This window comes from Pseudarthrobacter lactosi (genome assembly GCF_055412785.1).
Window position 1 is genome coordinate 251585 of sequence record NZ_JBVAYS010000004.1, and the last position, 20602, is coordinate 272186.

The 20602-nt window shown below is 65.1% G+C and carries 15 protein-coding genes; 7 read left to right on the forward strand and 8 right to left on the reverse strand.

Annotation, left to right across the window (positions count from 1 at the left end):
* Nucleotides 1-51 precede the first annotated feature (51 nt).
* The 3 genes from ACZY0Q_RS18310 to catC are packed head-to-tail and all read left to right on the forward strand — an operon-like array spanning nucleotide 52 to nucleotide 2399.
* Entirely contained in the window at nucleotides 52-996 is a 945-nt protein-coding gene (locus tag ACZY0Q_RS18310) for a LysR substrate-binding domain-containing protein (RefSeq protein WP_463918931.1), read from the forward strand.
* Complete coding sequence (locus ACZY0Q_RS18315) at nucleotides 993-2096, forward strand: mandelate racemase/muconate lactonizing enzyme family protein (protein WP_463918933.1); 1104 nt, start codon at nucleotides 993-995, stop codon at nucleotides 2094-2096. Before ACZY0Q_RS18310 ends, ACZY0Q_RS18315 begins: the two co-directional genes overlap by 4 nt.
* Before the next feature lie 24 nt (nucleotides 2097-2120).
* On the forward strand, nucleotides 2121-2399 hold the full coding sequence (catC, locus tag ACZY0Q_RS18320; RefSeq protein ID WP_463918934.1) for a muconolactone Delta-isomerase: 279 nt from the start codon (nucleotides 2121-2123) through the stop codon (nucleotides 2397-2399).
* Nucleotides 2400-2441: 42 nt separating this feature from the next.
* On the opposite strand, the gene ACZY0Q_RS18325 is transcribed toward catC, so the two are convergent.
* The 5 genes from ACZY0Q_RS18325 to benA form a co-directional block, all read right to left on the reverse strand.
* Complete coding sequence (locus ACZY0Q_RS18325) at nucleotides 2442-5273, reverse strand: AAA family ATPase (RefSeq protein ID WP_463918936.1); 2832 nt, start codon at nucleotides 5271-5273, stop codon at nucleotides 2442-2444.
* 61 nt (nucleotides 5274-5334) lie between these two features.
* Nucleotides 5335-6162, reverse strand: coding sequence for a 1,6-dihydroxycyclohexa-2,4-diene-1-carboxylate dehydrogenase (locus tag ACZY0Q_RS18330; protein WP_463918937.1), 828 nt, complete (start codon nucleotides 6160-6162; stop codon nucleotides 5335-5337).
* Nucleotides 6162-7733, reverse strand: coding sequence for a benzoate 1,2-dioxygenase electron transfer component BenC (gene benC / locus ACZY0Q_RS18335; RefSeq protein ID WP_463918939.1), 1572 nt, complete (start codon nucleotides 7731-7733; stop codon nucleotides 6162-6164). The genes ACZY0Q_RS18330 and benC overlap by 1 nt, the downstream gene beginning before the upstream one ends.
* Before the next feature lie 123 nt (nucleotides 7734-7856).
* Nucleotides 7857-8393, reverse strand: a complete 537-nt coding sequence (gene benB / locus ACZY0Q_RS18340) for a benzoate 1,2-dioxygenase small subunit (protein WP_463918940.1) — start codon at nucleotides 8391-8393, stop codon at nucleotides 7857-7859.
* A 36-nt stretch (nucleotides 8394-8429) separates the two neighbouring features.
* Nucleotides 8430-9812 (reverse strand): benzoate 1,2-dioxygenase large subunit, encoded by a 1383-nt coding sequence (benA, locus tag ACZY0Q_RS18345; protein WP_463918942.1) that lies wholly within the window; start codon nucleotides 9810-9812, stop codon nucleotides 8430-8432.
* A 312-nt stretch (nucleotides 9813-10124) separates the two neighbouring features.
* Between benA and catA the strand changes: the two genes are divergently transcribed.
* The 4 genes from catA to ACZY0Q_RS18365 all read left to right on the forward strand — a co-directional run bounded on the left by catA (nucleotide 10125) and on the right by ACZY0Q_RS18365 (nucleotide 15396).
* Nucleotides 10125-11021 carry a catechol 1,2-dioxygenase gene (gene catA, locus ACZY0Q_RS18350; protein ID WP_463918944.1) on the forward strand — a complete coding sequence of 299 codons (897 nt, stop codon included), beginning with the start codon at nucleotides 10125-10127 and terminating at the stop codon, nucleotides 11019-11021.
* Between the two features lie 108 nt (nucleotides 11022-11129).
* The gene (locus ACZY0Q_RS18355) at nucleotides 11130-12452 is read left to right on the forward strand and encodes a benzoate/H(+) symporter BenE family transporter (protein WP_463918945.1); all 1323 of its coding nucleotides are present in this window, start codon (nucleotides 11130-11132) and stop codon (nucleotides 12450-12452) included.
* Nucleotides 12453-12476: 24 nt separating this feature from the next.
* Nucleotides 12477-14273, forward strand: coding sequence for a helicase HerA-like domain-containing protein (locus tag ACZY0Q_RS18360; protein WP_463918947.1), 1797 nt, complete (start codon nucleotides 12477-12479; stop codon nucleotides 14271-14273).
* 130 nt (nucleotides 14274-14403) lie between these two features.
* On the forward strand, nucleotides 14404-15396 hold the full coding sequence (locus tag ACZY0Q_RS18365; protein WP_463918948.1) for a hypothetical protein: 993 nt from the start codon (nucleotides 14404-14406) through the stop codon (nucleotides 15394-15396).
* 112 nt (nucleotides 15397-15508) lie between these two features.
* Here ACZY0Q_RS18365 and ACZY0Q_RS18370 read toward each other — a convergent pair whose 3' ends face one another.
* The 3 genes from ACZY0Q_RS18370 to ACZY0Q_RS18380 form a co-directional block, all read right to left on the reverse strand.
* The gene (locus ACZY0Q_RS18370; protein ID WP_463918949.1) at nucleotides 15509-17560 is read right to left on the reverse strand and encodes an NHL domain-containing thioredoxin family protein; all 2052 of its coding nucleotides are present in this window, start codon (nucleotides 17558-17560) and stop codon (nucleotides 15509-15511) included.
* Nucleotides 17560-19710 carry a bifunctional copper resistance protein CopD/cytochrome c oxidase assembly protein gene (locus ACZY0Q_RS18375; RefSeq protein ID WP_463918951.1) on the reverse strand — a complete coding sequence of 717 codons (2151 nt, stop codon included), beginning with the start codon at nucleotides 19708-19710 and terminating at the stop codon, nucleotides 17560-17562. The genes ACZY0Q_RS18370 and ACZY0Q_RS18375 overlap by 1 nt, the downstream gene beginning before the upstream one ends.
* 102 nt (nucleotides 19711-19812) lie before the next feature.
* Nucleotides 19813-20100: an HU family DNA-binding protein gene (locus tag ACZY0Q_RS18380; protein ID WP_056341443.1), complete on the reverse strand. Its 288-nt coding sequence runs from the start codon at nucleotides 20098-20100 to the stop codon at nucleotides 19813-19815.
* Nucleotides 20101-20602: the final 502 nt, after the last annotated feature.

A 20602-nucleotide genomic window follows, 5' to 3' on the forward strand; every position in this document is an offset into this window, starting at 1 on the left:
TCATGAGGCCCGGGCAGCATCGGGGCCGGTTAGCGGAAGGACGGGACCACCTTGGACATCCGCCAACTGAACTATTTCATCGCGGTTGCAGAGGAAAGGCACTTCGGCCGCGCCGCCAAGCGCCTGCATATGGCGCAGCCACCGCTCTCGCAGCAGATCCGCCAGCTGGAAGATCAACTTGGCGTCAAGTTACTCAACCGGACCACCCGCAGGGTCGACCTCACAGCGGCGGGCCAGCTCCTGCTGGACCGCGGCCGGCAGATCGTCAATGACGTCGCTACGCTTCAGGCCGATGTCTATCAGGTGGGGAGGGGCGCCGCCGGCGTCCTGCGGGTGGGCTTTTCGGGGTCTGCAACTTACGGCGTTATGCCCCAGATCGCCCGCCTTGCGAAACAGGTCCTGCCAGGCCTGTCCCTCTCACTGCACGGCGAAATGCTCACGCCGTCCATGGAAGCGGGGCTGCGGGACGGCACCCTGGATGCCGCATTGCTGCGCCCGCCGGTCGCATCGCAGGATATCGACTACAGGGCTGTTACCCGGGAGCCGCTCGTCGTCGCGCTTCCCTCGTTCAGCGCCCTCGCCGTGGACCGGCCCGTGGCAATCCACGAACTGCAGGACCAGGACTTCATCGCCTACGGGCCCGAGTCCGTGCTCTACCGCACCACCGCGGACCTGTGCCGCCAAGCGGGTTTCCAGCCACGAATCACCCAGGTTGTGGGAGAGACCTCCACCATGCTGGCATTTGTGGCAGCAGGCAGCGGAGTGGCGGTCCTGCCCTCCAGCGTTCAGGCCTTTCAGCTTGAAGGCGTGGCCTACCGGGAGATTGAAAACGTCCCCGAGGTGGAGCTCGGTGTCGCCTGGATGCGCGGGGATCACTCTGCGCTGCTGCACAACTTCCTGGAGGTCGTGGTGACCGCAACCGCAGAAGCCGCGGCACCTGCCCCAGCTCCCGGCACTGCGCCGCTTCCCCCTGATGAAAGGCTTACCTCCGCATGAAGATTGCAGCCATAGAGGCGATTCCGTACTCGATCCCTTACCTTCATCCCCTGCATTTCGCTTCCGGTTCCGTGAACGAGGCAGACCACGTTCTCATCAGGCTTCGCACGGATGACGGTGTGGTGGGCATGGCTGACACTCCGCCGCGCCCCTACACCTACGGCGAGACGCAGAAGTCGATCGTTGCGGTGGTGGAAGACATCTTTGCTCCGCAGCTGATCGGCGTCGATATTTTTGACCGCGAAAAGGTCCAGGCAATCCTTTACCGGACGGTGCACAACCAGACCGCCAAGGGGGCTGTGGACATCGCCCTCTGGGACGTCATCGGCAAGACGCTCGGTCAGCCGGTCACAAAACTGCTGGGAGGTTATACCGATTCGCTGCGCGTGTCCCACATGCTCGGCTTCAAGCCGGCGCAGGAATTGCTGGCATTGGCCCTGGAGTTCCGCGACACGTACGGCATCAACACGTTCAAGCTCAAGACCGGCCGCCGTCCCCTCCACCTGGACGTGGAGGCTGCCCGGGTACTGCGGGAGGGCCTGGGCGAGGATGCCGAGCTCTACATGGACGCCAACCGTGGCTGGTCTGCCAACGAAGCAGCCGAGGTCCTCCGCCGCACGGCGGATTTGGGCCTGCAGTTCCTTGAGGAGCCCGACGACGCCCGCGAGGTCCTAGGCCGTCGCCGCCTCGTGTCCAACTCGCCCATCCCCATCGCCGCAGACGAATCTGCCGCCAACCTCGGTGAGGCCGCCCGGGAAATCCTCACCGGCGGCGCCAACCTCCTGGCGGTAAAGACGGCCCGGTCAGGCTTCACAGAGGCGGCCAAGATAGTCGGGATGGCCGAGGGCATGGGCATCGACGTTTACATAGGCAACCAGATCGACACCCAGGTCGGAACAGCCGCCTCGGTGACCTTCGGCGCCGCGTTCGCCCACACGGCCAAACGCGCAGCGGAACTATCCAACTACCTGGACATGGCGGACGACCTGCTGGCTGAGCCGCTGGCCATCACCGCCGGACGTATCCATGTCCCTGAGGGCCCCGGCGTGGGTACCGACGTTGACGAAGACAAACTTGCCCTTTACCGCACCGACCGATAGCAAACCCATTACCGAAGGACTCCCATGAAATACCTGGTCCATATGGACGTCAACCTGCCCGCCGACCTGCCGGCCCACGAAGCCGCGGAGATCAAAGCCACGGAGAAGGCCTACTCGCAGCAGCTGCAGCACTCCGGCAAGTGGCCGGAAATCTGGCGGGTAGTGGGCGAATACGCCAACTACTCGATCTTCGACGTCGAATCGAACGACGAACTCCATGAGATCCTGCAGAACCTGCCGCTGTTCCCCTACATGGACATCTCGGTGGTGCCCCTCGCGAAGCACCCCTCAGACGTCAAGTAAACACCGGCGCAACAGGCCCTTGGGCCCGGCTGTGTTCCGGCGTCAGTCCTTGGCCCGGAACACGGCCGCGAGCTCACTGCGGGAGCGGATTCCCATTTTCCGGTAAAGCCGGGTCAGGTGGTACTGCACCGTCTTCTCCGCCAGGAACAGCGCCCGGGCCGCCTCCTTGTTGGTGGCGCCACCCGCGACCAGTTCGGCCACCGCCCGTTCCTGCGCTGTGAGCTGGAGGTGGTAATTGCCGACGGCGGTGAGCACGGGGTCGGCAGGGTCCGGCACGTTCCCGACGTCTAGCCCTGTTGCCTTGAGCTCCCGGTCGCAGCGTTCCACGTAGGTGGCCGCCCCCAGGGAGTCGTATAAGTCGCGAGCCGCCCGCAGGACGGTCGACGCCAAGCGCCGTTTGCCCGCCCGGCGCATGCTCTGGCCGAAGGCAAAGCTAACCCGCGCCCGTAGATACGGCCGGTTGAGCCCCCTCAGGTGGCCCAGGGATGCCTCAAAATGTTCCCTGGCAGTGTCCGGGTCCCCCTGCGCGGCCACGAGCCGGCCCCTCGCCCACGCCATCCGCGCCATATCCGACGGTATTTCCCGTTCGCGCGGCACACGCTCGAACGCCGTGAGGAACGAGTCGGCGGCGTCGAGCTGGTCTGTCATAACAAGGGCGTTGACGTAGGTGTCCTGCCAGGGCCAGAAGGACACGCGGTGCTCGGTCCACGGGTCCAGCTCCGTCAGCGGCTGCAGGACAGCCAAAGCGCCTTCATAGTCCGCCCTTGCCTCGTGGAAGCGGGCACGGGCCAGGCTCGCCGGCACCTGCATGGCGCGGTAGGTGCCGGGCTGCACTGCGGCCTGGGAAACGTAGTACCGGGCCCGCTCCCAGTCGCCCCGCATGGACCAGAGCTCCGCCGCGGTCCAATAAAGCAGCGGGCGGATCAACGGCATTCGCGAGGTCTCCAGGCGGACGGATGCGCGCGCCACGGTGGCGGCCGCCGCATCCCAATTGCCGAGCACCAGATGGGTGCGCGCCAGCCACGCCTCGGCCCAGAGGGAAATCCGCATCGAGCCGCCGCGGTATTCGGTGGGAGCCGCGGACTCGAAGTTCGCCAGCGCCGTCTCAACGTTGTCGAGGCGAAGAGCCAGCCAGCCCGCGCCCATCTGGACCCGCTGTTTCTGGGCGTTTTCGGCAGCATGTTCGAAGGCCCGGTGATAGGAAGCCTCCGCCTCTGCAACCCGGCCCTGTGCATACAAGCCCAGGCCGTAGATGGCCTCTGATTCAATGTGGGCAGGGGTTTCCGGCTCCGTAAGTTCCATGGCCCGTTCCGCCCAGGTGGTGATCATCGGGCCGTCCCAGGACGCTACCCCGTGCAGGACGAAACGCTGCGCCACCTGGGCGGCGGCGGACGGATCATGCTGCGGGTTGGAGCTGCGCCAGGCCATCTCCAACTGCGTCTGAGCGCTGTCATTCTGTCCCGACGCGGTGGAAAGGTAGCCCAGGACGGAGGAGCGAAGCGGCGACGGCGGCAAGGCATCCACTGCCGCCGTCCACATCTGGGCCTGGGAAATGTTGCCGGCACCCACCAGGGCATCCACGGCCCGAAGAAGCCTGTCGTTCCGGGAACGGGTGTCCGGGGAAAGACGGGACGCGGAGAACAAAGCTGTTGAGGCATCCTGCCACGCCCCTACCCGGGCCTGGCGCCGGGCGAATTCCTCCAGCTCCTCTGCCAGGGCCTCATCCGCTCCGAGGGTGGCGGAGACGCGGTGGCCCAACCGCTCGCCCTCGGGCTGTACCGCCTCAGCGGCCAGTCGATGAAGCGCAATGCGCCGGCTGGGAACGATCTGTTCGTAGATGGCCTCCGCGGTGCCTGGTTCAAAGAACACGACGGCGGAACGGGCCTGGTCAACACTCAACCCCAGCAGCCCGGCACGGTGCCCCTCGTCGAGGGCCTCCATGACGGATTCCACCCCGCTGACCTCGGAAACCTCTGCCACCCTTGCGGCGCTCCCGAGCACTGACGCGGCCTCCGCAACAGCAACCAGCTCCGGGGACGCCGCGCCCAGGACGCTACGAACGCGGGCGCGCACACGGGAAGTCGGCGGGAGGGAGGGAAACCACGTTTGCCACGTTTCCGCCGGCAGCTCATGGAGCAGCTCCACGATGGGTTGCACAAGCCCTCCGGTGTGCCGGACCAGGCCGTGGGCCGCCGTCGCACCCAGATCGATGCCGAGCGTCCTTCTGGCGAGATCCTGCACCTGCTGCGGGGTGAGCGGATCCAGCGGGATGGTGGCCACCTGGTGGCCTGTCAGGAAGTCCAGCGCTCCGGTAGGGACGCGCGCAGCGTCATCGGGGTTGAGGGTGAGCACGAACAGGATTCGTTTCCCGTGCAGCCGGCGCATGACAAAAGTGAGGATGCGCAGGCTCACCACGTCCAGTCTGTGGACGTCATCCACGGCGACAACTACACTGCCGTGCGACTGCAGCCCTTCGAGGTGGGCACTGAGGGTGGCAGCGTAATTAACAACCTGGGCGGGAGTGAGGGCCGCGACGGGCCCGGCGGGCAGGGCTGGGCCGCCGTCGTAACCCTTTGCCGAACGCAGCGGCGAGGTGAGCATGAGCTGGGAGTAGCCGGCAAGGGGGAACTGCGCCTCCCACTCGTCGCCCATGGCAGACAGCACCCGGACGCCGCGGACCCCAGTGCGGCAGTGCTCAAGGAATAAGTCCAGAACCGCGGTCTTCCCGGACCCGGAAGGGCCGGAGATCACCACAGCACCCACTTTGCCCTTGCGGACGGTCCGGAAAATCCCCAACAGCTCCTCGAAGACCTCCGACCGGCCAACAAGCGGCAAGTCCTCCGCCATTTCACCGTGTATGGAGGCCGCCGTCATGGCCGCAACTCTACCGGAGCCGTCCTGCCGGCCCCGGCGGCGGCCTTCCATCATGGTGTCCTCAGCCCAGGTCCCCGCCACCGACCGGCAGGATGCTGCCGGTTATGTAGGACGCTTCATCTGATCCCAGGAACACGATGGGTGCAGCCTGTTCGTCCAATGTCCCGTAGCGATTCATGAAGGACGAATCCATGGTTTGGTCAACGATCACCTGGTACCAGACCTGTTCCGTGGCGGATTCTGCCCCGGGCCCCCGCGTGACCCTGCGCGGCGGCGCCTCGGTGCCGCCGGGGGCTGTCGCCACCACCCGGATGCCGCGTCCGCCCACCTCCATCGCCAATGACTGGGTTAGGGCGTTCACGCCACCCTTGGCCGCCGCATACGGCACGCGATGCATGCCGCGAGTGGCCACTGAGGAAACGTTGACAATAGTGCCTGAACCCTGTTCCAGCATCGCCGGCAGCACAGCCCGGCAGGTCCAGAGGGTGGGGAAGAGCGAGCGGCGGATCTCCCTCTCGATCTTCTCCTCGTCGTACTCTTCATAGGGGCGCGCCCAGATGGTGCCACCAACATTGTTAATCAGGACGTCCACCCGGCCGTGGGCGGCCAGCGCCGCATCCACGGCCTGCTGCGCTCCTGCGAAGGTCTCAAGGTCTGCGATCACCGACGTGGCCGAGCCTCCCGACCCGGAAGCCTTTGCGGCCTCCTGGATGCCCTGCGCCACCTCATGGACCAGCTCGGCCCGGTCTACGAGGACGACGGCGCCGCCCTCGGCACCGATGCGTTCGGCCACTTTCTGGCCAATGCCCTGGGCGGAACCGGTCACCACCGCGACCTTGCCGGCGTACCTGCCTGGGGTAACGAACTGTCCCGCATATGGCCGCGTCATCAGCGCCCCGCCTTAGCGTCGATCGCTCCGGCCATGGTCTCTTTGGCATCGAGTGCATGGGCCATGATGACCTCCCGCACCCGCGCCTTGTCCTGGCGCTCAAAGGCGTCAACCACATCAAAATGGTCCTGTGAAACCCGCTCGAAGATGGGGGTTCCCGCTTCGAAGGCCGCAGCCATCTGGGCGTGGACGTCGAGCCGTCGGTAGGACTCAAGCAGCATGGGATTGTCGCAGACCACGAAGAGGTATTCGTGGAACTCCTCGTTGGTGCGCGCGAACTCGTCCGGTTCCTGGACGGTGCCGGCAGCTACCGAGCGGGTGGTGGCCTGGGCGAGCCGCCGGAACTGGTGCAGCTGCTCCTCGCTAAGGCGGCCCAGCATCAGTTCACTCACCGCGAGCTCCAGGCCCATGCGCGCGTCCAGCTGGGCGAAGCTGTCCTCCTTGCGGAAGTCCAGCCGGCCGGTCTCCAGGGATGAGACCGCCTCGCTGCGGCTCATCGTGTCTCCTTCGGCCTTAATCTTTTCTGCAGGTGCCGGTGCTCCTGTTTCCGCATCACCCCCGGTGGTTTCCTTGGGGGCAAAGCGTTCGAAGTAGAAGTTGGCGGGCTTGATGCCCTCAGAATCCAGCCACTTCGACACGGCGTTGACCATGGGAGGCGGACCGCACAAGTAGATGTCGACGTCGCCGTCGTTCAGGTGGTTCGGCTCGATAATCTGGGTGACATAGCCCGTGTGGGGAGCAGATGTGCCCGGTTCGGAGGCAATGTAGTCCCAGGTAAATGCGGGCAGCTTCGCCTCGTACTCGCGCAACCAGTCCAGGCCGACGATGTCCGCCTCACGGGTCAGGCCATAAATCAGATGGACCGGTACCGATGGCGGGTTCTCGGAAAGCTTCTCGAGGATGGACAGGAGCGGGGCCAGGCCGGTGCCGCCTGCCAGGAGAAGCAGGGGCCGCTTGGGCTCACGTAGGAAGAACGAGCCGTAGGGGCCGGTGAACTCGATGGTATCGCCCACCGCCGCCCTGTCCCGCAGGTATTCGGACATCGCACCTTGCGGCGTCACGCGCACCATGAAGGACGCATCCTGCACCTCGGGGCCACTGCTGAACGAATAGGAGCGCTCCGCGTCCGTTCCGGGGACCTTGATGTTGACGTACTGGCCCGGGAGGAAGGCCATGGCGTCGCGGTTTTCCGCCTCCAAGGTGAAGGAAACTGTCGTTTCCGAGTGCTTGTTGAGTTCCTTCACGGTGGAGGTGAACGTGGTGGCTGAGGTTTTCGCCGATTCCGACGTGGCCGGGATTTGAATAGTCAGATCCGACTCCGGGACCGCCTGGCAGGTGAGCAGGTAACCCTTGTCGAGCTCCTCCTCCGTCATCGCGTCGTCAATGTAGTCGCCCGGATCGAAGGAGCCGGAATCGCAGAAGGCCTTGCAGGTGCCGCACGCCCCGTCCCGGCAGTCCGACGGAATGTTGATGCGTGCCTTGTAAGCGGCGTCCATCACGGTCTCGTAGTCGCCGACCTTGATGACCTTGGTGACGCCATCCTCGAAGCTGAGGGCTACTTTATGGCCCATGGTTTCCTCCTGGCTGGGGACGCATCGACGCGACCCGGGGTAGTGCGGATGTGCCTACGGGCACGGATTTTGAAACGGCCAAGGCCGGTGCCCGGCAAATCCCGGGCACCGGCACGTGGACCGTCAGATCATGTAGACGTCCACTACGTGGTGGATGTAGTCGTTCTTGAGGACAACCTTCTTTTTCAGGATGACCGGCTCGCCGCCGGCGAGGTCGATCGTGTAGAAGCTGGTCCCGAAGTACGTGTCCGTGGTGTTGTAGCGGAAGTACAGGGTGAACCAGTTGAAGCGCACCTTCACCTGGTCGCCGTCCTGCTCCATGATTTCGATGTCGGTGATGTTGTGCCCGGTGCGCGGCTCCGGCAGGGAAGTGGCCGAGGAACGGTCCGTTTTGATCCTGAAGACACGGTCCTCAATGCCGCCGCGGTTGTCATAGTAAATGAGCGAGATCTCGTTCTGCGGGTCCTCAGTCAGCCGGTCATCGACGTCCCATGCGGGCATCCAGAACTCCGAGGCCGGGTGGTAGCACTGAAGCCATTCATCGAACTGGCGGTCATCCAGCAGACGGGCTTCCTTATACAGGAAGGCGCGGACGGTTTCGAGGGTGGCGATCTCCTCGGCGCTCTTAAGCGCCCCAGCGGTATTTGTCAGGTTGGTCATGGGTACTGCACTCTCTCTGGTTCCAGGTGGACGGGGTCAGGCTGTGGCTGGAACCGCTTCCAATGCGGAGGTCTCATCCTCCGCCAGAGCCCGGTCCATGACTTCTTTCCAGTACCCGTGCTGAATGGGGAAGAGCCCCTCATCCTCGGTTCGCACGCCGGACGCGATGATCTTGGTCATGCCCAGCGCTTGGGCCTGCTCGTCCGGGCCGGCGATCTCATGGGTGGACCCGCGGGTCATGTCGTTCCAAGGCGCCGTCGTGGCCCAGTAGGTCTTGTTGCAGGACCGGAACTCCTCAAGGTCATCGGGAGTGGCCATGCCCGTGGCGTTGAAGAAGTCCTCGTACTGGCGGATCCGCTTGGAACGGTTCTCCTGGGATTCGCCCTTGGGCGCGATGCAGTAAATTGTCACCTCGGTCTGGTCCGCGGAGATAGGGCGGAAGTGGCGGATCTGCGAGGAGAACTGGTCCATGATGTAGACATTCGGGTACAGGCAGAGGTTCCGCGAGATGTTGATCATGAAGTTGGCCATCTCCTCGCCATACTTCACAACGAGTTCGTCGCGGCGGTCCCACAGCGGGCGGTCCTCCGGGTTGGTCCATTCCTGCCACAGCAGCAGGTGTCCGTGGTCGTAAGAATAGAAACCGCCCTTGACCTTGCCCCACTTGCCGGCGTCCATGGCCTTGGTCTTGTTGGCGGAGTCACCGGCGGTGCGGCGGGCCGTGGTGGCCGCATAGTTCCAGTGCACAGCGGTGACGTGGTAGCCGTCTGCACCGTTCTCGGCCTGCACCTTCCAGTTGCCGTCATAGGTGTACGTGGACGCCCCCCGCAGCACTTCGAGCCCTTCCGGGGACTGGTCCACGATCGAGTCGATCACCTTGGTGGCATCACCCAGGTGTACTTCGAGCGGGAGCACGTCAGCCTTGAGGGAACCAAAGAGGAAGCCGCGGTATGACTCGAAGCGGGCCACCTTGGTGAGGTCGTGGGAGCCCTCTTTGTTGAAGGTCTCCGGGTAGCCGGCGTTGCGCGAGTCCTTGACCTTCAGCAGCTCACCGGAGTTCTTGAACGTCCAGCCGTGAAACGGGCAGGTGAAGGTGGTGCGGTTGTCCGTCTTGCGGCGGCACAGCATGGCGCCCCGGTGTGAGCAGGCGTTGACGATGCAGTTAAGGTTTTCGTCCTTGTCGCGGGTGATCACCACGGGAGTGCGGCCGATGTTGGTGGTGAAGTAGTCCCCCACGTTGGGAATCTGTGATTCGTGGGCGAGATAGACCCAGTTGCCTTCGAAGATGTGCTTCATCTCCAGTTCGAAGATCTCTTGATCGGTGAAAATTTCGCGCTTGGCACGGATGACGCCGTTCTCGCGGTCGTCGATCACGGCGTCGGCAAGGACGTCGCGGACATGGGTCAGGTTCTCGGTCATGGCGTGCTCCTCGATTGGAGAGTGCTGGACGGATGAGCGGGAGGCCCGGGCCAACCCGCGGTGCCCAGGGGGACGTTGTCACGCCAGTCTTCCCTATCGTGATCGCACTCACATCAGGCAAATACCTAGGTTCGGCCAAGGGTGGCTTTATGTCTAGTTAATGACAGAAAACAGGCCAAATCGATATTTGTAGCGTCCTTATTTGAGCCCTACGATGAGACTGTCACCACGCGTCGCGACAGGCTCAGATCCTGCCCCCACCGGTTCGCACAGGGTTCAGGAGCAGTTCCTGTCCCCTATTCAAAGAGGAGTATGGAAATCACCATGACCGAGACCCAAGCAGACATCCGACACGAAGACGAGGGCACTGCAGTCGAAGCCGGCTCCAAAGCCACCGAACGCTTCGCAGCCTCTGGCAAGCTCTCCCGCCTGGATGTGCCGAAGGAAAGAGTGAGCCTGCTGGCGGGGGCACTCATCAAGGCCGCCAACGACATCGTCGTCGAGCACCAGGTCACTTACGAGGAATACAATGCGCTCAAAGCGTGGCTCATCAAGGTGGGAACTGACGGGGAATGGCCGCTGTTCCTCGACGTTTGGCTGGAGCACACCGTGGAGGACGTCAACTCCCAGGACCGCCCCGGCACCGTGGGCACCATCGAGGGCCCCTACTACGTGCCGGGCTCCCCGGTACTCCAGAGCCCCGGAACTGTCGAAATGCGTGAGGACGAGGAGGGCACCCCGCTGCACTTCAGCGGCCGCTTCACCGATACGGACCGTAACCCGATCCAGCACGCCCAGGTGGAAATTTGGCACGCCGACAGCGCAGGGTTCTACTCCCAGTACGCGCCAGGCCTGCCGGACTGGCTCTTCCGGGCCACGGTCAAGGCAGACGACGATGGCCGCTTCGAAATCAACACGATGCGCCCGGCGCCGTACCAGATTCCCACGGACGGTGCCTGCGGGCAGCTGATCAGCGCGGCAGGCTGGCACGCCTGGCGCCCGGCACACATCCACATCAAGGTTTCCGCGCCCGGCTTCCAGCCCGTAACCCAGCAGCTGTACTTCCCCGGCGACCCGCACAACACTGACGACATCGCCTCGGCAGTCAAGCCTGAACTGATGCTCGACCCTAAGCCGCGCACCGATGGCGGCACCGGCGAAGAAGTGGTCTACGACTACGTCCTTGCCAAGGAAGGCCAGCACAAGTAAGAATCACAGCTGACAATCAGTGCCGGCGCCCCGGCCCGGCACCGAAGGCGCCCCGGAGTGCAAACTCCGGGGCGCCTGTATTTGTTGCCGTCGTTGCCAGGAGCCCGAATGCTGCCACCCCGTCAGGACCCACCCGCCATACCCCATGCGGGACCTGTGGCGCCGCATGTACGCCAGCCCCTGCTGGAACGCCCGGGTATCCGTCCCGCAGGCGTGCGCCAGATCTTCCGTGACCTGGGCATGCCCTATGTTTCCAACGGGGTGATCGGCCTCATCTTCTCCGCCTCCGGCCCGATAGCCGTAACCCTGGCCGTGGGAGCGGCGGGAGGACTTACCGAAGCCCAACTCGCATCCTGGGTGTTTGGCATCCTCTTTTCGGGCGGGGCAGCCACGCTGGTCATGTCCCTCCTCTATCGACAGCCGTTGGGCTTCGCCTGGTCCATTCCTGGGACGGTGCTCCTGGGTCCGTCCCTTCAGCACCTGTCCTTTGCGGAAGTGGTGGGGGCCTTCTTCACGTCCGGCATTCTCGTCCTCGCGCTGGGAGCCACCGGACTGGTCCGGCGCATCATGGCAGTGGTTCCGATGCCGATTGTTATGGCCATGGTGGCCGCTGTATTCCTAAAATTCGGCACGGACATCGTCGCTTCGACCCAGGCGAACCCCGTGGTGGCTGCCCCCATGGTGGTCGCATTCCTGGTCCTCACGGCCGTGCCTGCCGTTGGTCGATTCCTTCCGCCCGTGCTCGGTACCCTTGCCGTTGGATGCCTGGCAGTGGCGGCAAGTGGTCAATTCTCCTTCCACGGGGGCGGGCCGATTCTGGCTACTCCGGTCTTCACCCTTCCCGAGTTCACCTGGGCCGCCCAGCTTGAGCTCGTTGTTCCCCTGGCCCTCACAGTGTTGTTCGTCCAGAATGGCCAGGGCATCGCCGTCCTCCGTGCCGCCGGACACAATCCGCCGGTCAACGTCTTCGCCATCGTTTCCGGCGCGTTTTCGTTGCTCAATGCAGGCTGCGGCGCCGTCTCGGCCTGCGTGACTGGCCCAACCAACGCCCTCATGACATCGTCCGGAATCAGGCAGCGCCAATACACTGCTGCCGTAGTGTTCGGCGCCCTGGCCATGGCCTGTGCGCTTCTGGCTCCCGCCCTGACCCGACTCATGCTCGCCACGCCCACGGAATTCATCCTCGCCCTGGGCGGCATTGCCATGCTCCGGGCTCTGCAGCAAGCCTTTGTGACCGCGTTTGCCACGACCTTCACCCTGGGGTCCCTGGTGACGTTTGTGGTGACTATGTCCGGCCTGAGTCTGTTCAACATCCATCCTGCGTTCTGGGGCCTGGTCATCGGCTACGTGGTGTCCCGGGTCCTCGAACACGCGGATCACGCCGGACCGAACGCCAAGCTGAAAAGCGGCACGTCTGCACCGTCCGTGTAGGCATCGGCCAACTAAGCTAGCGGCATGGCCAACAAAACCACTGCCGAAAAACTCGCCACCATCCAGAAGGGCTACACCCTGGACGGTGCCACCATCGAGTTGGGGGCCGCCATTGTGGACGGCGAACTCCACAAGGAAGCCCAGGTCCGCCTGCCGCTGGCCATGATGAACAGGCACGGCCTGGTAGCCGGCGCCACCGGCACCGGCAAGACCGTCACGCTGCACATGATGGCCGAGCAGCTCTCCACGGCCGGAGTTCCCGTGTTCCTCGCGGACATCAAGGGCGATCTTTCCGGCCTGGCCACGGCGGCCGCCGGCAGCGAGAAGCTGAAGGCCCGCACCGACAGCATCGGCCAGGCCTGGGCCGGCAAGACGTTCCCCGTGGAGTTCCTGGCCCTCGGCGGCGACGGCAACGGCATTCCCGTCCGTGCCACCATCACGTCGTTTGGCCCCATCCTGCTCTCGCGTGTGATGGAGCTCAACGACACCCAGGAATCCAGCCTCCAGCTGGTCTTCCACTTTGCGGACAAAAACAACCTCGAGCTGATCGACCTCAAAGACCTCCGCGCGGTGATCCAGTTCCTCACCTCGGACGAAGGCAAGGACGAGCTGGAGGAACTCGGAGGCCTGTCCAAGGCCACCGCCGGCGTCATCCTGCGCGAACTGGTGAACCTGGAAGCGCAGGGCCTGGAACGATTCTTCGGCGAGCCTGAGTTCGACACGGCCGAGCTGCTCCGGACCGCCCCGGACGGGCGCGGCGTTATTACCTGCCTGGAGCTGCCCACGCTGCAGACCAAGCCGATGCTGTTCTCCACCTTCCTGATGTGGCTGCTGGCCGACCTGTTCGAGGACCTCCCCGAAGCCGGCGACCTGGACAAGCCCAAACTGGTGTTCTTTCTCGACGAGGCCCACCTGCTGTTCAACGGCGCATCCAAGGCCTTCCTGAACGCGATCACCACCACTGTCCGGCTGATCCGTTCCAAGGGCGTGGGGATCTTCTTCGTCACCCAGACCCCCAAAGACGTCCCCGCCGATGTCCTGGGCCAGCTGGCCAACCGTATCCAGCACGCTCTCCGCGCCTTCACCCCCGAGGACGCCAAGGCCCTGAAAGCCACCGTGTCCACGTTCCCGGTCAGCGACTACGATCTTGAGGAAACCCTGACCTCCGCGGGGATCGGCGAGGCCATCATTACCGTCATGAATGAGAAGGGCGCCCCGACGCCGGTCGCCCACACACGCCTGCGCGCCCCGGAATCCGTCATGGGTCCCAGCACCGAGGAGCTCATCCAGACCACCGTGGGCGGGTCCGCCCTGCTGCCCAAGTACGGGACCGCCGTGGACAACGTGTCCGCGTACGAGAAACTCACCGGCAAGGCCGCGGCTCCCACCGGCGGTGCCGCCCCGGGCGAGCCGCCGGTTCCGGGGACTCGCCCGGCCGGTTCGGGACAGCCCGGTTCCGGACAGGCAGGTTCGGGACAGGCAGGTTCGGGACAGGCCGGTTCGGGACAGGCAGGTTCGGGACAGGCCGGTTCGGGACAGGCCGACGTCGACGCCGAGGCCCGCAGGATCGAGGAGGAAATCCTGGGCCGGCCCAGCAGCCGTCCCGTGCCGGCGCCCGGCCGTGCCGGCTCTGATGCGCCCTCGCGTCGTGCACCGGAACCTGCGGCCCCTGCCGGTGGCGGGATCTTGGGCGACCTCACTGGAGCACTCGGCGGCGCATTGGGCGGCGGGCTGAAGAGCATGGTCCGTTCCATGGGCACCCAGCTGGGCCGGGAGCTGCTCCGCGGCGTCTTCGGCACCTCGTCCCGGCGCCGCCGGTAGGCAAAACCGGACGATGTCGCACCCTGGACTTCCCGCCGTCGGGCGTCAGGAAAGCCGCCGCACCCAGCTACACGGGGCGGCGGCAACACCTGTGTTCAGCGGCCTTGCAGGTAACGTAAGGGAAGTGCAGATGAGTCAGGCGTTGGTGAGGATGGCAGCAGGGTGGCTGCTTGGCCTCATGCTTGCCGTGGCCGCGGCCGTCGTTGGGGTCAACGTGGTGAACAATACGGTGGCCAGTCCACAGCAGCCTGTCCGGGAATATCTGGACGCCCTCCACGAGGGCGACGGCGGCAAGGCGCTGGGCCTGTTGCGGGCCACTGTGCCGCCCAGCAACGCCGCCATGCTCGATGGCACCGCCCTGCAGACGGCATCTTCCCGGCTGGCGAACGTCACCATCGGCGAGGCGGAAGAACGCACGGGCAACCAGGTTATGGTGCCTGTGCAGTACACGATCGATGGCAGCCGGCTTCGCACCGAATTCCTGCTGGAGAAGACCGGCACGGAATGGGTGTTCTTTAATACGTGGGCGTTTGTGCCGTCGCGGCTGCCCACGGTGGGCCTGACTGTGGTGAACTCCAGCGAAGCCAACCTCAACGGCGTCCCGGTGAATATGCCCCAAGGCAGGAATTCGTTCGCCGTGTTCTATCCGGGCGAATACGAGGCCTCCCTGAACGGTGAATACTTCGCTGCGCCCGCCACCCGCGCCACGGTGACATCCCGCGATGTCCCGGTGGCTCCGTTGAACCTGCTCACCGAGGCAACCGATCAGCTGCGGAAGGACGTGGGGGCGAAGGTACAGGAGTTCCTGGACACCTGCGCCGCGGAAGCCGTGAAGCAGCAAAAGCTGCAGCCGGACTGCCCCTTCTACTTCGCCAGCACCAACAACGTGGACGACGGCACCATCAAGTGGGCCATCACGGAGTACCCGGAGATCTCCATCGAGCCCTTTGACGGCCGCTGGGTGGTTGCTCCCCTCGACGGGAAGGCCAAGGTGGAGGCGGTCCAGCAGAGTTCCTTCACCGGCGCCTGGTTCCCGCTCAACGAAGAGGTGGACTTCAGCTTCACCACCCGCCTGGACGTCGCCGGCGACACCATCAGGGTCACCCCGCTCCTGAGCTACTAGCTCCAGCTGGCCCGGTTTTGCGCCCGGCAGTGACAGAACTGGCCCGGTTCCCAACCACCGGGAGTTGAAACCGGGCCAGTTCAGCTGCCGAAGTAAGGCACGGCGGCGGTGATCAGTCCATGCCGCGCAAGTCCAGGACCAACTCGGTGTCGCCGTCGGCCGTCAGGAGCACCGGGATGCCCCAGTCCTGCTGGTACAGGTGGCAGGCGGCGTGGTCCGGGATCTCGCCGTCCGCGTCCTCCGGGCCGTCGCAGGCCGCGGCGCGAGCGGTGATGTGCAGTATGCCTTCGGGGACATCGGAAGCCAGCTCCAGTGTCCGCAGCAGCCCCACGGAGGTGCCACCGCCGGCCACAAGCAGCTCCGGCGGGGTGGAGGAGATCTTCAGCTGCGTGGGATCGCCCCAGCGGTCGTCGAGTTTCTGCCCGGTGGGTGCGGTGAAGCGCACGGTCAGCTCGTGCAGCCCGGGGGCTACCGGGCTCTTGGGCCGGTGGGTCTGAGAGGCGCCCTCGTCCACCTGCTGGGCTTCCTTGGGGATGGGCACGTAGACCAGCTGGTGCTTGTTGGCCTCCACCACTACCAGCAGCGGTTCGGAGCCTGCTGCGTGCGTGTGGTCCACAATCACGTCGGAGGGCTCCGAGAGTCCTCGGGCCAGCGTGGATACGGTCCCTGCCGCGGGGTCGTAGCGCCGCACGGCACCGTTGTAGGTATCGGCGATGGCAATGGACCCGTCAGGCAGGACAGTGACGCCGAGGGGGTGTTGCAGGCGTGCCTCGGACGCGGGGCCGTCGCGGAAGCCGAAGTCGAACAGGCCCTTGCCCACTGCGGTCTCCACGGTGACAGTGCCGCCGTCGTCAATGATCAGCTTGCGGAGGGCGGAGGTTTCGGAGTCTGCCACCCAGATGTTGCCGTCGGCATCCTCGGCCAGTCCGGAGGGCTGCGCGAACCAGGCTTCGTGGGCGGGGCCGTCCAGCAGGCCCTCCAGTCCGTTGCCGGCAATAATTGCCACGGCGCCGGTGAGGGGCTCGAAGCTGAAGATCTGGTGCGTGCCGGCCATGGCAATCACCACGGCGTTGAGCTTGGTGGACCAGACGACGTCCCACGGCGAACTGAGGGACACTTCCAGCGGGTGCTCGCTGAGCTGGCCCGTGAACCCGGCAGCGTCCTCGTCCACCCGCGCGGGGCCTGTTTCCAGCAGGCGCTGCACGCCGTTGCCAACAATCGTTGTGGCCTTGCCGTCGTTGAGCGACAGTCCCCGGAGGCGGTGGTTGACGGAGTCTGCAATCACGACGTCGTAGCCAGCCTTCGCTGCCACCTCTTCCGGAAGCAGCACGAGGCCCTGCGGTTCGTTGAACCGTGCGGCCGGCTGGACGGAGTCGACGGCGGCGGCACCGCCGTCAGCGTGGCCCTTGGTCCCGGAGCCGTAGGTGCGCAGCACCGTCTGGAAGTCGTTGCCCAGCTCCACGAGACGGTGGTGGCCCGTGTCGGTTACCAACCAGGAACCCCCGGTGGCGGTATCCGCGGCAGCCGGAGTCCCGCCGTCGGGCGTTCCCTGCACGCCTGAACCCTGCGCGCCTGCACCGGGCCCGGCGGAACCGCGCCCGGTCGGCAGGAACAACGCCTTGCCGGGGAAGCGCAGCGTGCCCGAGGTGGCTTCCGGCGCCACGTACGGGCCGGAGCCTCGGTGCAGCGTGCCCTTGGCCTCGTGTTCGGCGATCAGTTCGGGAATGAGCACGGCGAGGCCGTCGGCGTGGCCTTCACCGGACAGGTGCGCCACGATGTAGCCCTCGGGGTCGATGACCACCAGGGTGGGCCACGCGCGCGCGGTGTACGCCTTCCAGGTCTCGAGCTCGGGATCGTCCAGGACGGGGTGGTGGATCTCGTAGCGTTCCACTGCGGCGGCCAGGGCCACGGGATCTGCTTCATGCTCAAACTTGGGCGAGTGCACGCCCACGGTGACCAGGACATCGGAGTACTGTTCCTCGAGCGGGCGCAGCTCATCGAGGACGTGCAGGCAGTTGATGCAGCAGAAAGTCCAGAAGTCGAGCAGCACGATTTTGCCGCGCAGGGCTTCGAGGTCCAGCGACTTGCCACCGGTGTTGAGCCAGTTGCGGCCCACCAGTTCGGAGGCGCGGACCCGGAGTTGGGTGCGTACGGTTTCGCTCATCAGCGTCCTTCCAGCTTTGAGTTGCGTTCAGCCAATCGGGCATCGCGTTCAGCCAATTTGGCAAACATATCGTTGTAAGCAGTGAGATCGGCGTCGTTATTCCTGTCCGCCGCCCGATCGGTTCGTTTGGACTCCCGATCGTCGGAGCGGGACCACATGATCGCGACACCGATGGCCACCAGGAGGGTGGGCACTTCGCCGATGCCCCAGGCCACGGCCCCGCCCATTTGCTGGTCGAGGAGCGCAGAGGGCCCCCAGGCCCGGCCCAGGTTGCCGAAGTAGTCGGCCGCCAGCAGGCTGGTGCCGCCCATGATCGCGACGCCGAAGAACGCGTGGAAGCCCATGGTCGCCAGCAGCAGGAGCAGGCGCATGGGATACGGTGCGCGGCGGGGCAGCGGGTCTGTGCCGATCATGGTCAGGATAAAGATGTAACCCGTGAGCGTGAAGTGCAGGATCATCAGCTCGTGTCCCACGTGATCCCGCATGGCATAGCCGAACGCGTCCGAGTAGTAGAACAGCACGATGGAACCCGCGAAGTTGGCCGCCGCGAAGAGGGGGTGCGTAACCAGTTGTGAGAACTTGGAGTGGATAAACACGAGCAGCCACTCACGCGTTCCACGGGAGCCGTCGCCGCGGGCAGGCAATGCCCGCAGGGCAAGCGTCACCGGCGCACCGAGCACCAGGAAGATGGGAGCCACCATGGTCAGCGCCATGTGGTCCACCATGTGCGCGGAGAAGAGGATCCTGCCATAGACCGACGGCGGCCCTGATGTGATGTAGGTCAGCACCAGGAGGCCAATCACCCAGTTAACGGCGCGGAACCACTGCCACTTGTCGCCGCGCCGGACCACCTTGGCGACGCCCAGGAAGTAGGCCACCAGCCCGATGAGCACCACCGCCACCCAGAGCCAGTCAAAGCGCCACTCCGTCAGCCAGCGCTCCGGAGTCAGTTCAGGCGGCAGCTCGTAGCCGGTGAGAATGAAGGCCGCCGACGCGTCCGGTGCAAACGTGGTGGGCTGCGGCGGAGCCGATCGGCTCAGGGCGACGGCGACGCCGGAGGTGGCGCCCATAACGAGGAGCTCCGCGAGCACCAACTGCCACAGCACCCGGCGTGAAGACATTGCCGAGCCTTTGCGGCCAAGCTGGGGGATGACCCATTGCCGGTGCATGAAGCCGATCCCGCCAAGGACCAGGGTGGCGGTCGACTTCGCAAGGATCAGTTGGCCGTAGGGAGAACCAAAGAGGTCACCCCAGTTGGTGATGCGGATGCTGGCATTGATGACGCCGGAGGCAAAGACGAGCACAAACGCAAAGCCGGCCAGGGCGGAGAACCGCCGCAGTGTCGGTTCTGTGATGTCAGCTGCGGCCCCGGGCTTCGAACCGGTCAGGATTCCTGAGAGCAACGCCAGGAGGATGATGCCGCCCACCCACGCGCTGACGCCCACGAGGTGCAGGCCCAGGGAGTTGATGGCGCCTTCGTGGTCCGATGAGCTTGAGGAGTGGCCGATCAGCGCGGCGGGAACCAGCCCGGCCAGCGCGAGGACCAGCGTGAGCGCAAGGCCGCCCAGGGATCTGACGCCGAACAGCGCGGTGGTCACCACGGCCGCGATGATGGTCACCGTCAACCACGCCCGGCCGGTCTCGATGTCAGTCATGAAGTACACCAGGGCGCGGGTGAACTCGGCGTCGCCGCCGACTGCCTGTCCCGCAACGTCTGAGTAGGTGAGGACAAGTACAGCCACCGCTGAGAGCGTCCACGCAGCACCCGCAGCGGCAGCAATGGCCAAAGCCCTGGCGAAGGCCGGATGTTCCGGAGCGTCGCCGTTGTGGCTCCGGGACCGGGGACCCGCAGATCTGGGGAGAATGCCAACGGCGAAGATCAGGCCGCCGATCACAGTCGCCAGTGCCACGTTGTGGATGGCCTTGCTGACGGGAAGTCCCCAGCGGACCAGGGCTCCCGGGTCAGAGACCTCCCGGGCCGCAGCGGCGCCGGAGAAAAGGAGTGCCACCGTGAGTCCCAGGAAGAGGGCTGCAAGGCCTGCGAGCTGCCACGGCCGGGAAATCCCCAAGACGCCGCCAGCCCTGGCCGAGGCGCCCCTGTCGGGGCCTGGCTGGGGTGCTGCGGGACGGGATTTTGCTGCGGAAGGCACCTATCCATTGTCCGCTACGGGTGGCTGCGCGGCGAATCGGCTTAAAGCAAAGGAGCGGCAACCCTGAGGTTGCCGCTCCTTTGCTGCTGTTGCTGAAGAAGACTACTTCTTCTTGGCGACTGCAGCCTTCAGCTTGGAGCCGGCGGTCAGCTTGACGCTGTGGCCTGCTGCGATCTGGATGGTCTCGCCGGTCTGCGGGTTGCGGCCGGTGCGGGCTGCACGGTCGGTGCGCTCAACTGCGAGCCAGCCCGGGATGGTGATCTTCTCGCCGGCGGCGACGGAAGTCTCGAAAACCTCGAACAGCGCATCGAGGACGGAGTTGACGGCTGCCTGGCTGGTGCCGGCCTTGCCTGCTACCTCTGAAACAAGTTCACTACGGTTCTTAGCCATTGATGTCCTCCTGGACGGTCACGATTTCTGGAGCCTGAACGCGGCATGCGTGCAAGCCACTCTTCGAAAACTTACCAGCTTGGGCCCGCGAGGTCCGCAAATTCCGCGTGTTTCCGCGACTTTTGACTAAAATCACCGGTTTTCCAGGGATTTCCGGGGGAATTGCGCCCACAGCGGACGCTCCAGCAGTTGTCGCGGGGGTCTATACGACGCTCTATCAGATCCTGGGCTCGTTTCCTGGACGCTCTATCACTTCGCCGGGTGGAGCCTGTGTGGAGTACGACGGCGGCGGGGTGGGGCGGATGCGCGCTTCTTCACTGGTGTGCGGGGCTGGGTGTTGGCATGGTTTTGGGGTTCCCGGGACGCCATTGTGGTCCTTGGGCAGCGGGTGCCGGGGGTGTTTTGGTGGTTTAAAAAGGGAGAGCCCCTCAACCTGGTGGTTGGGGGGCTCTCGACCTGTAATGATGTTCCGGCGGTGACCTACTCTCCCACACCCTCCCGG

Bases quoted from the DNA above. Each gene is read 5' to 3' on its own strand.
- benC (WP_463918939.1), bottom strand. From the start codon at position 7,733: ATGGGCCATAAAGTAGCCCTCAGCTTCGAGGATGGCGTCACCAAGGTC.
- ACZY0Q_RS18355 (WP_463918945.1), top strand. From the start codon at position 11,130: ATGCTGCCACCCCGTCAGGACCCACCCGCCATACCCCATGCGGGACCT.
- ACZY0Q_RS18360 (WP_463918947.1), top strand. From the start codon at position 12,477: ATGGCCAACAAAACCACTGCCGAAAAACTCGCCACCATCCAGAAGGGC.
- benB (WP_463918940.1), bottom strand. From the start codon at position 8,393: ATGACCAACCTGACAAATACCGCTGGGGCGCTTAAGAGCGCCGAGGAG.
- ACZY0Q_RS18315 (WP_463918933.1), top strand. From the start codon at position 993: ATGAAGATTGCAGCCATAGAGGCGATTCCGTACTCGATCCCTTACCTT.
- ACZY0Q_RS18325 (WP_463918936.1), bottom strand. From the start codon at position 5,273: ATGACGGCGGCCTCCATACACGGTGAAATGGCGGAGGACTTGCCGCTT.
- ACZY0Q_RS18380 (WP_056341443.1), bottom strand. From the start codon at position 20,100: ATGGCTAAGAACCGTAGTGAACTTGTTTCAGAGGTAGCAGGCAAGGCC.
- ACZY0Q_RS18330 (WP_463918937.1), bottom strand. From the start codon at position 6,162: ATGACGCGGCCATATGCGGGACAGTTCGTTACCCCAGGCAGGTACGCC.
- ACZY0Q_RS18365 (WP_463918948.1), top strand. From the start codon at position 14,404: ATGAGTCAGGCGTTGGTGAGGATGGCAGCAGGGTGGCTGCTTGGCCTC.
- catC (WP_463918934.1), top strand. From the start codon at position 2,121: ATGAAATACCTGGTCCATATGGACGTCAACCTGCCCGCCGACCTGCCG.
- ACZY0Q_RS18370 (WP_463918949.1), bottom strand. From the start codon at position 17,560: ATGAGCGAAACCGTACGCACCCAACTCCGGGTCCGCGCCTCCGAACTG.
- benA (WP_463918942.1), bottom strand. From the start codon at position 9,812: ATGACCGAGAACCTGACCCATGTCCGCGACGTCCTTGCCGACGCCGTG.
- catA (WP_463918944.1), top strand. From the start codon at position 10,125: ATGGAAATCACCATGACCGAGACCCAAGCAGACATCCGACACGAAGAC.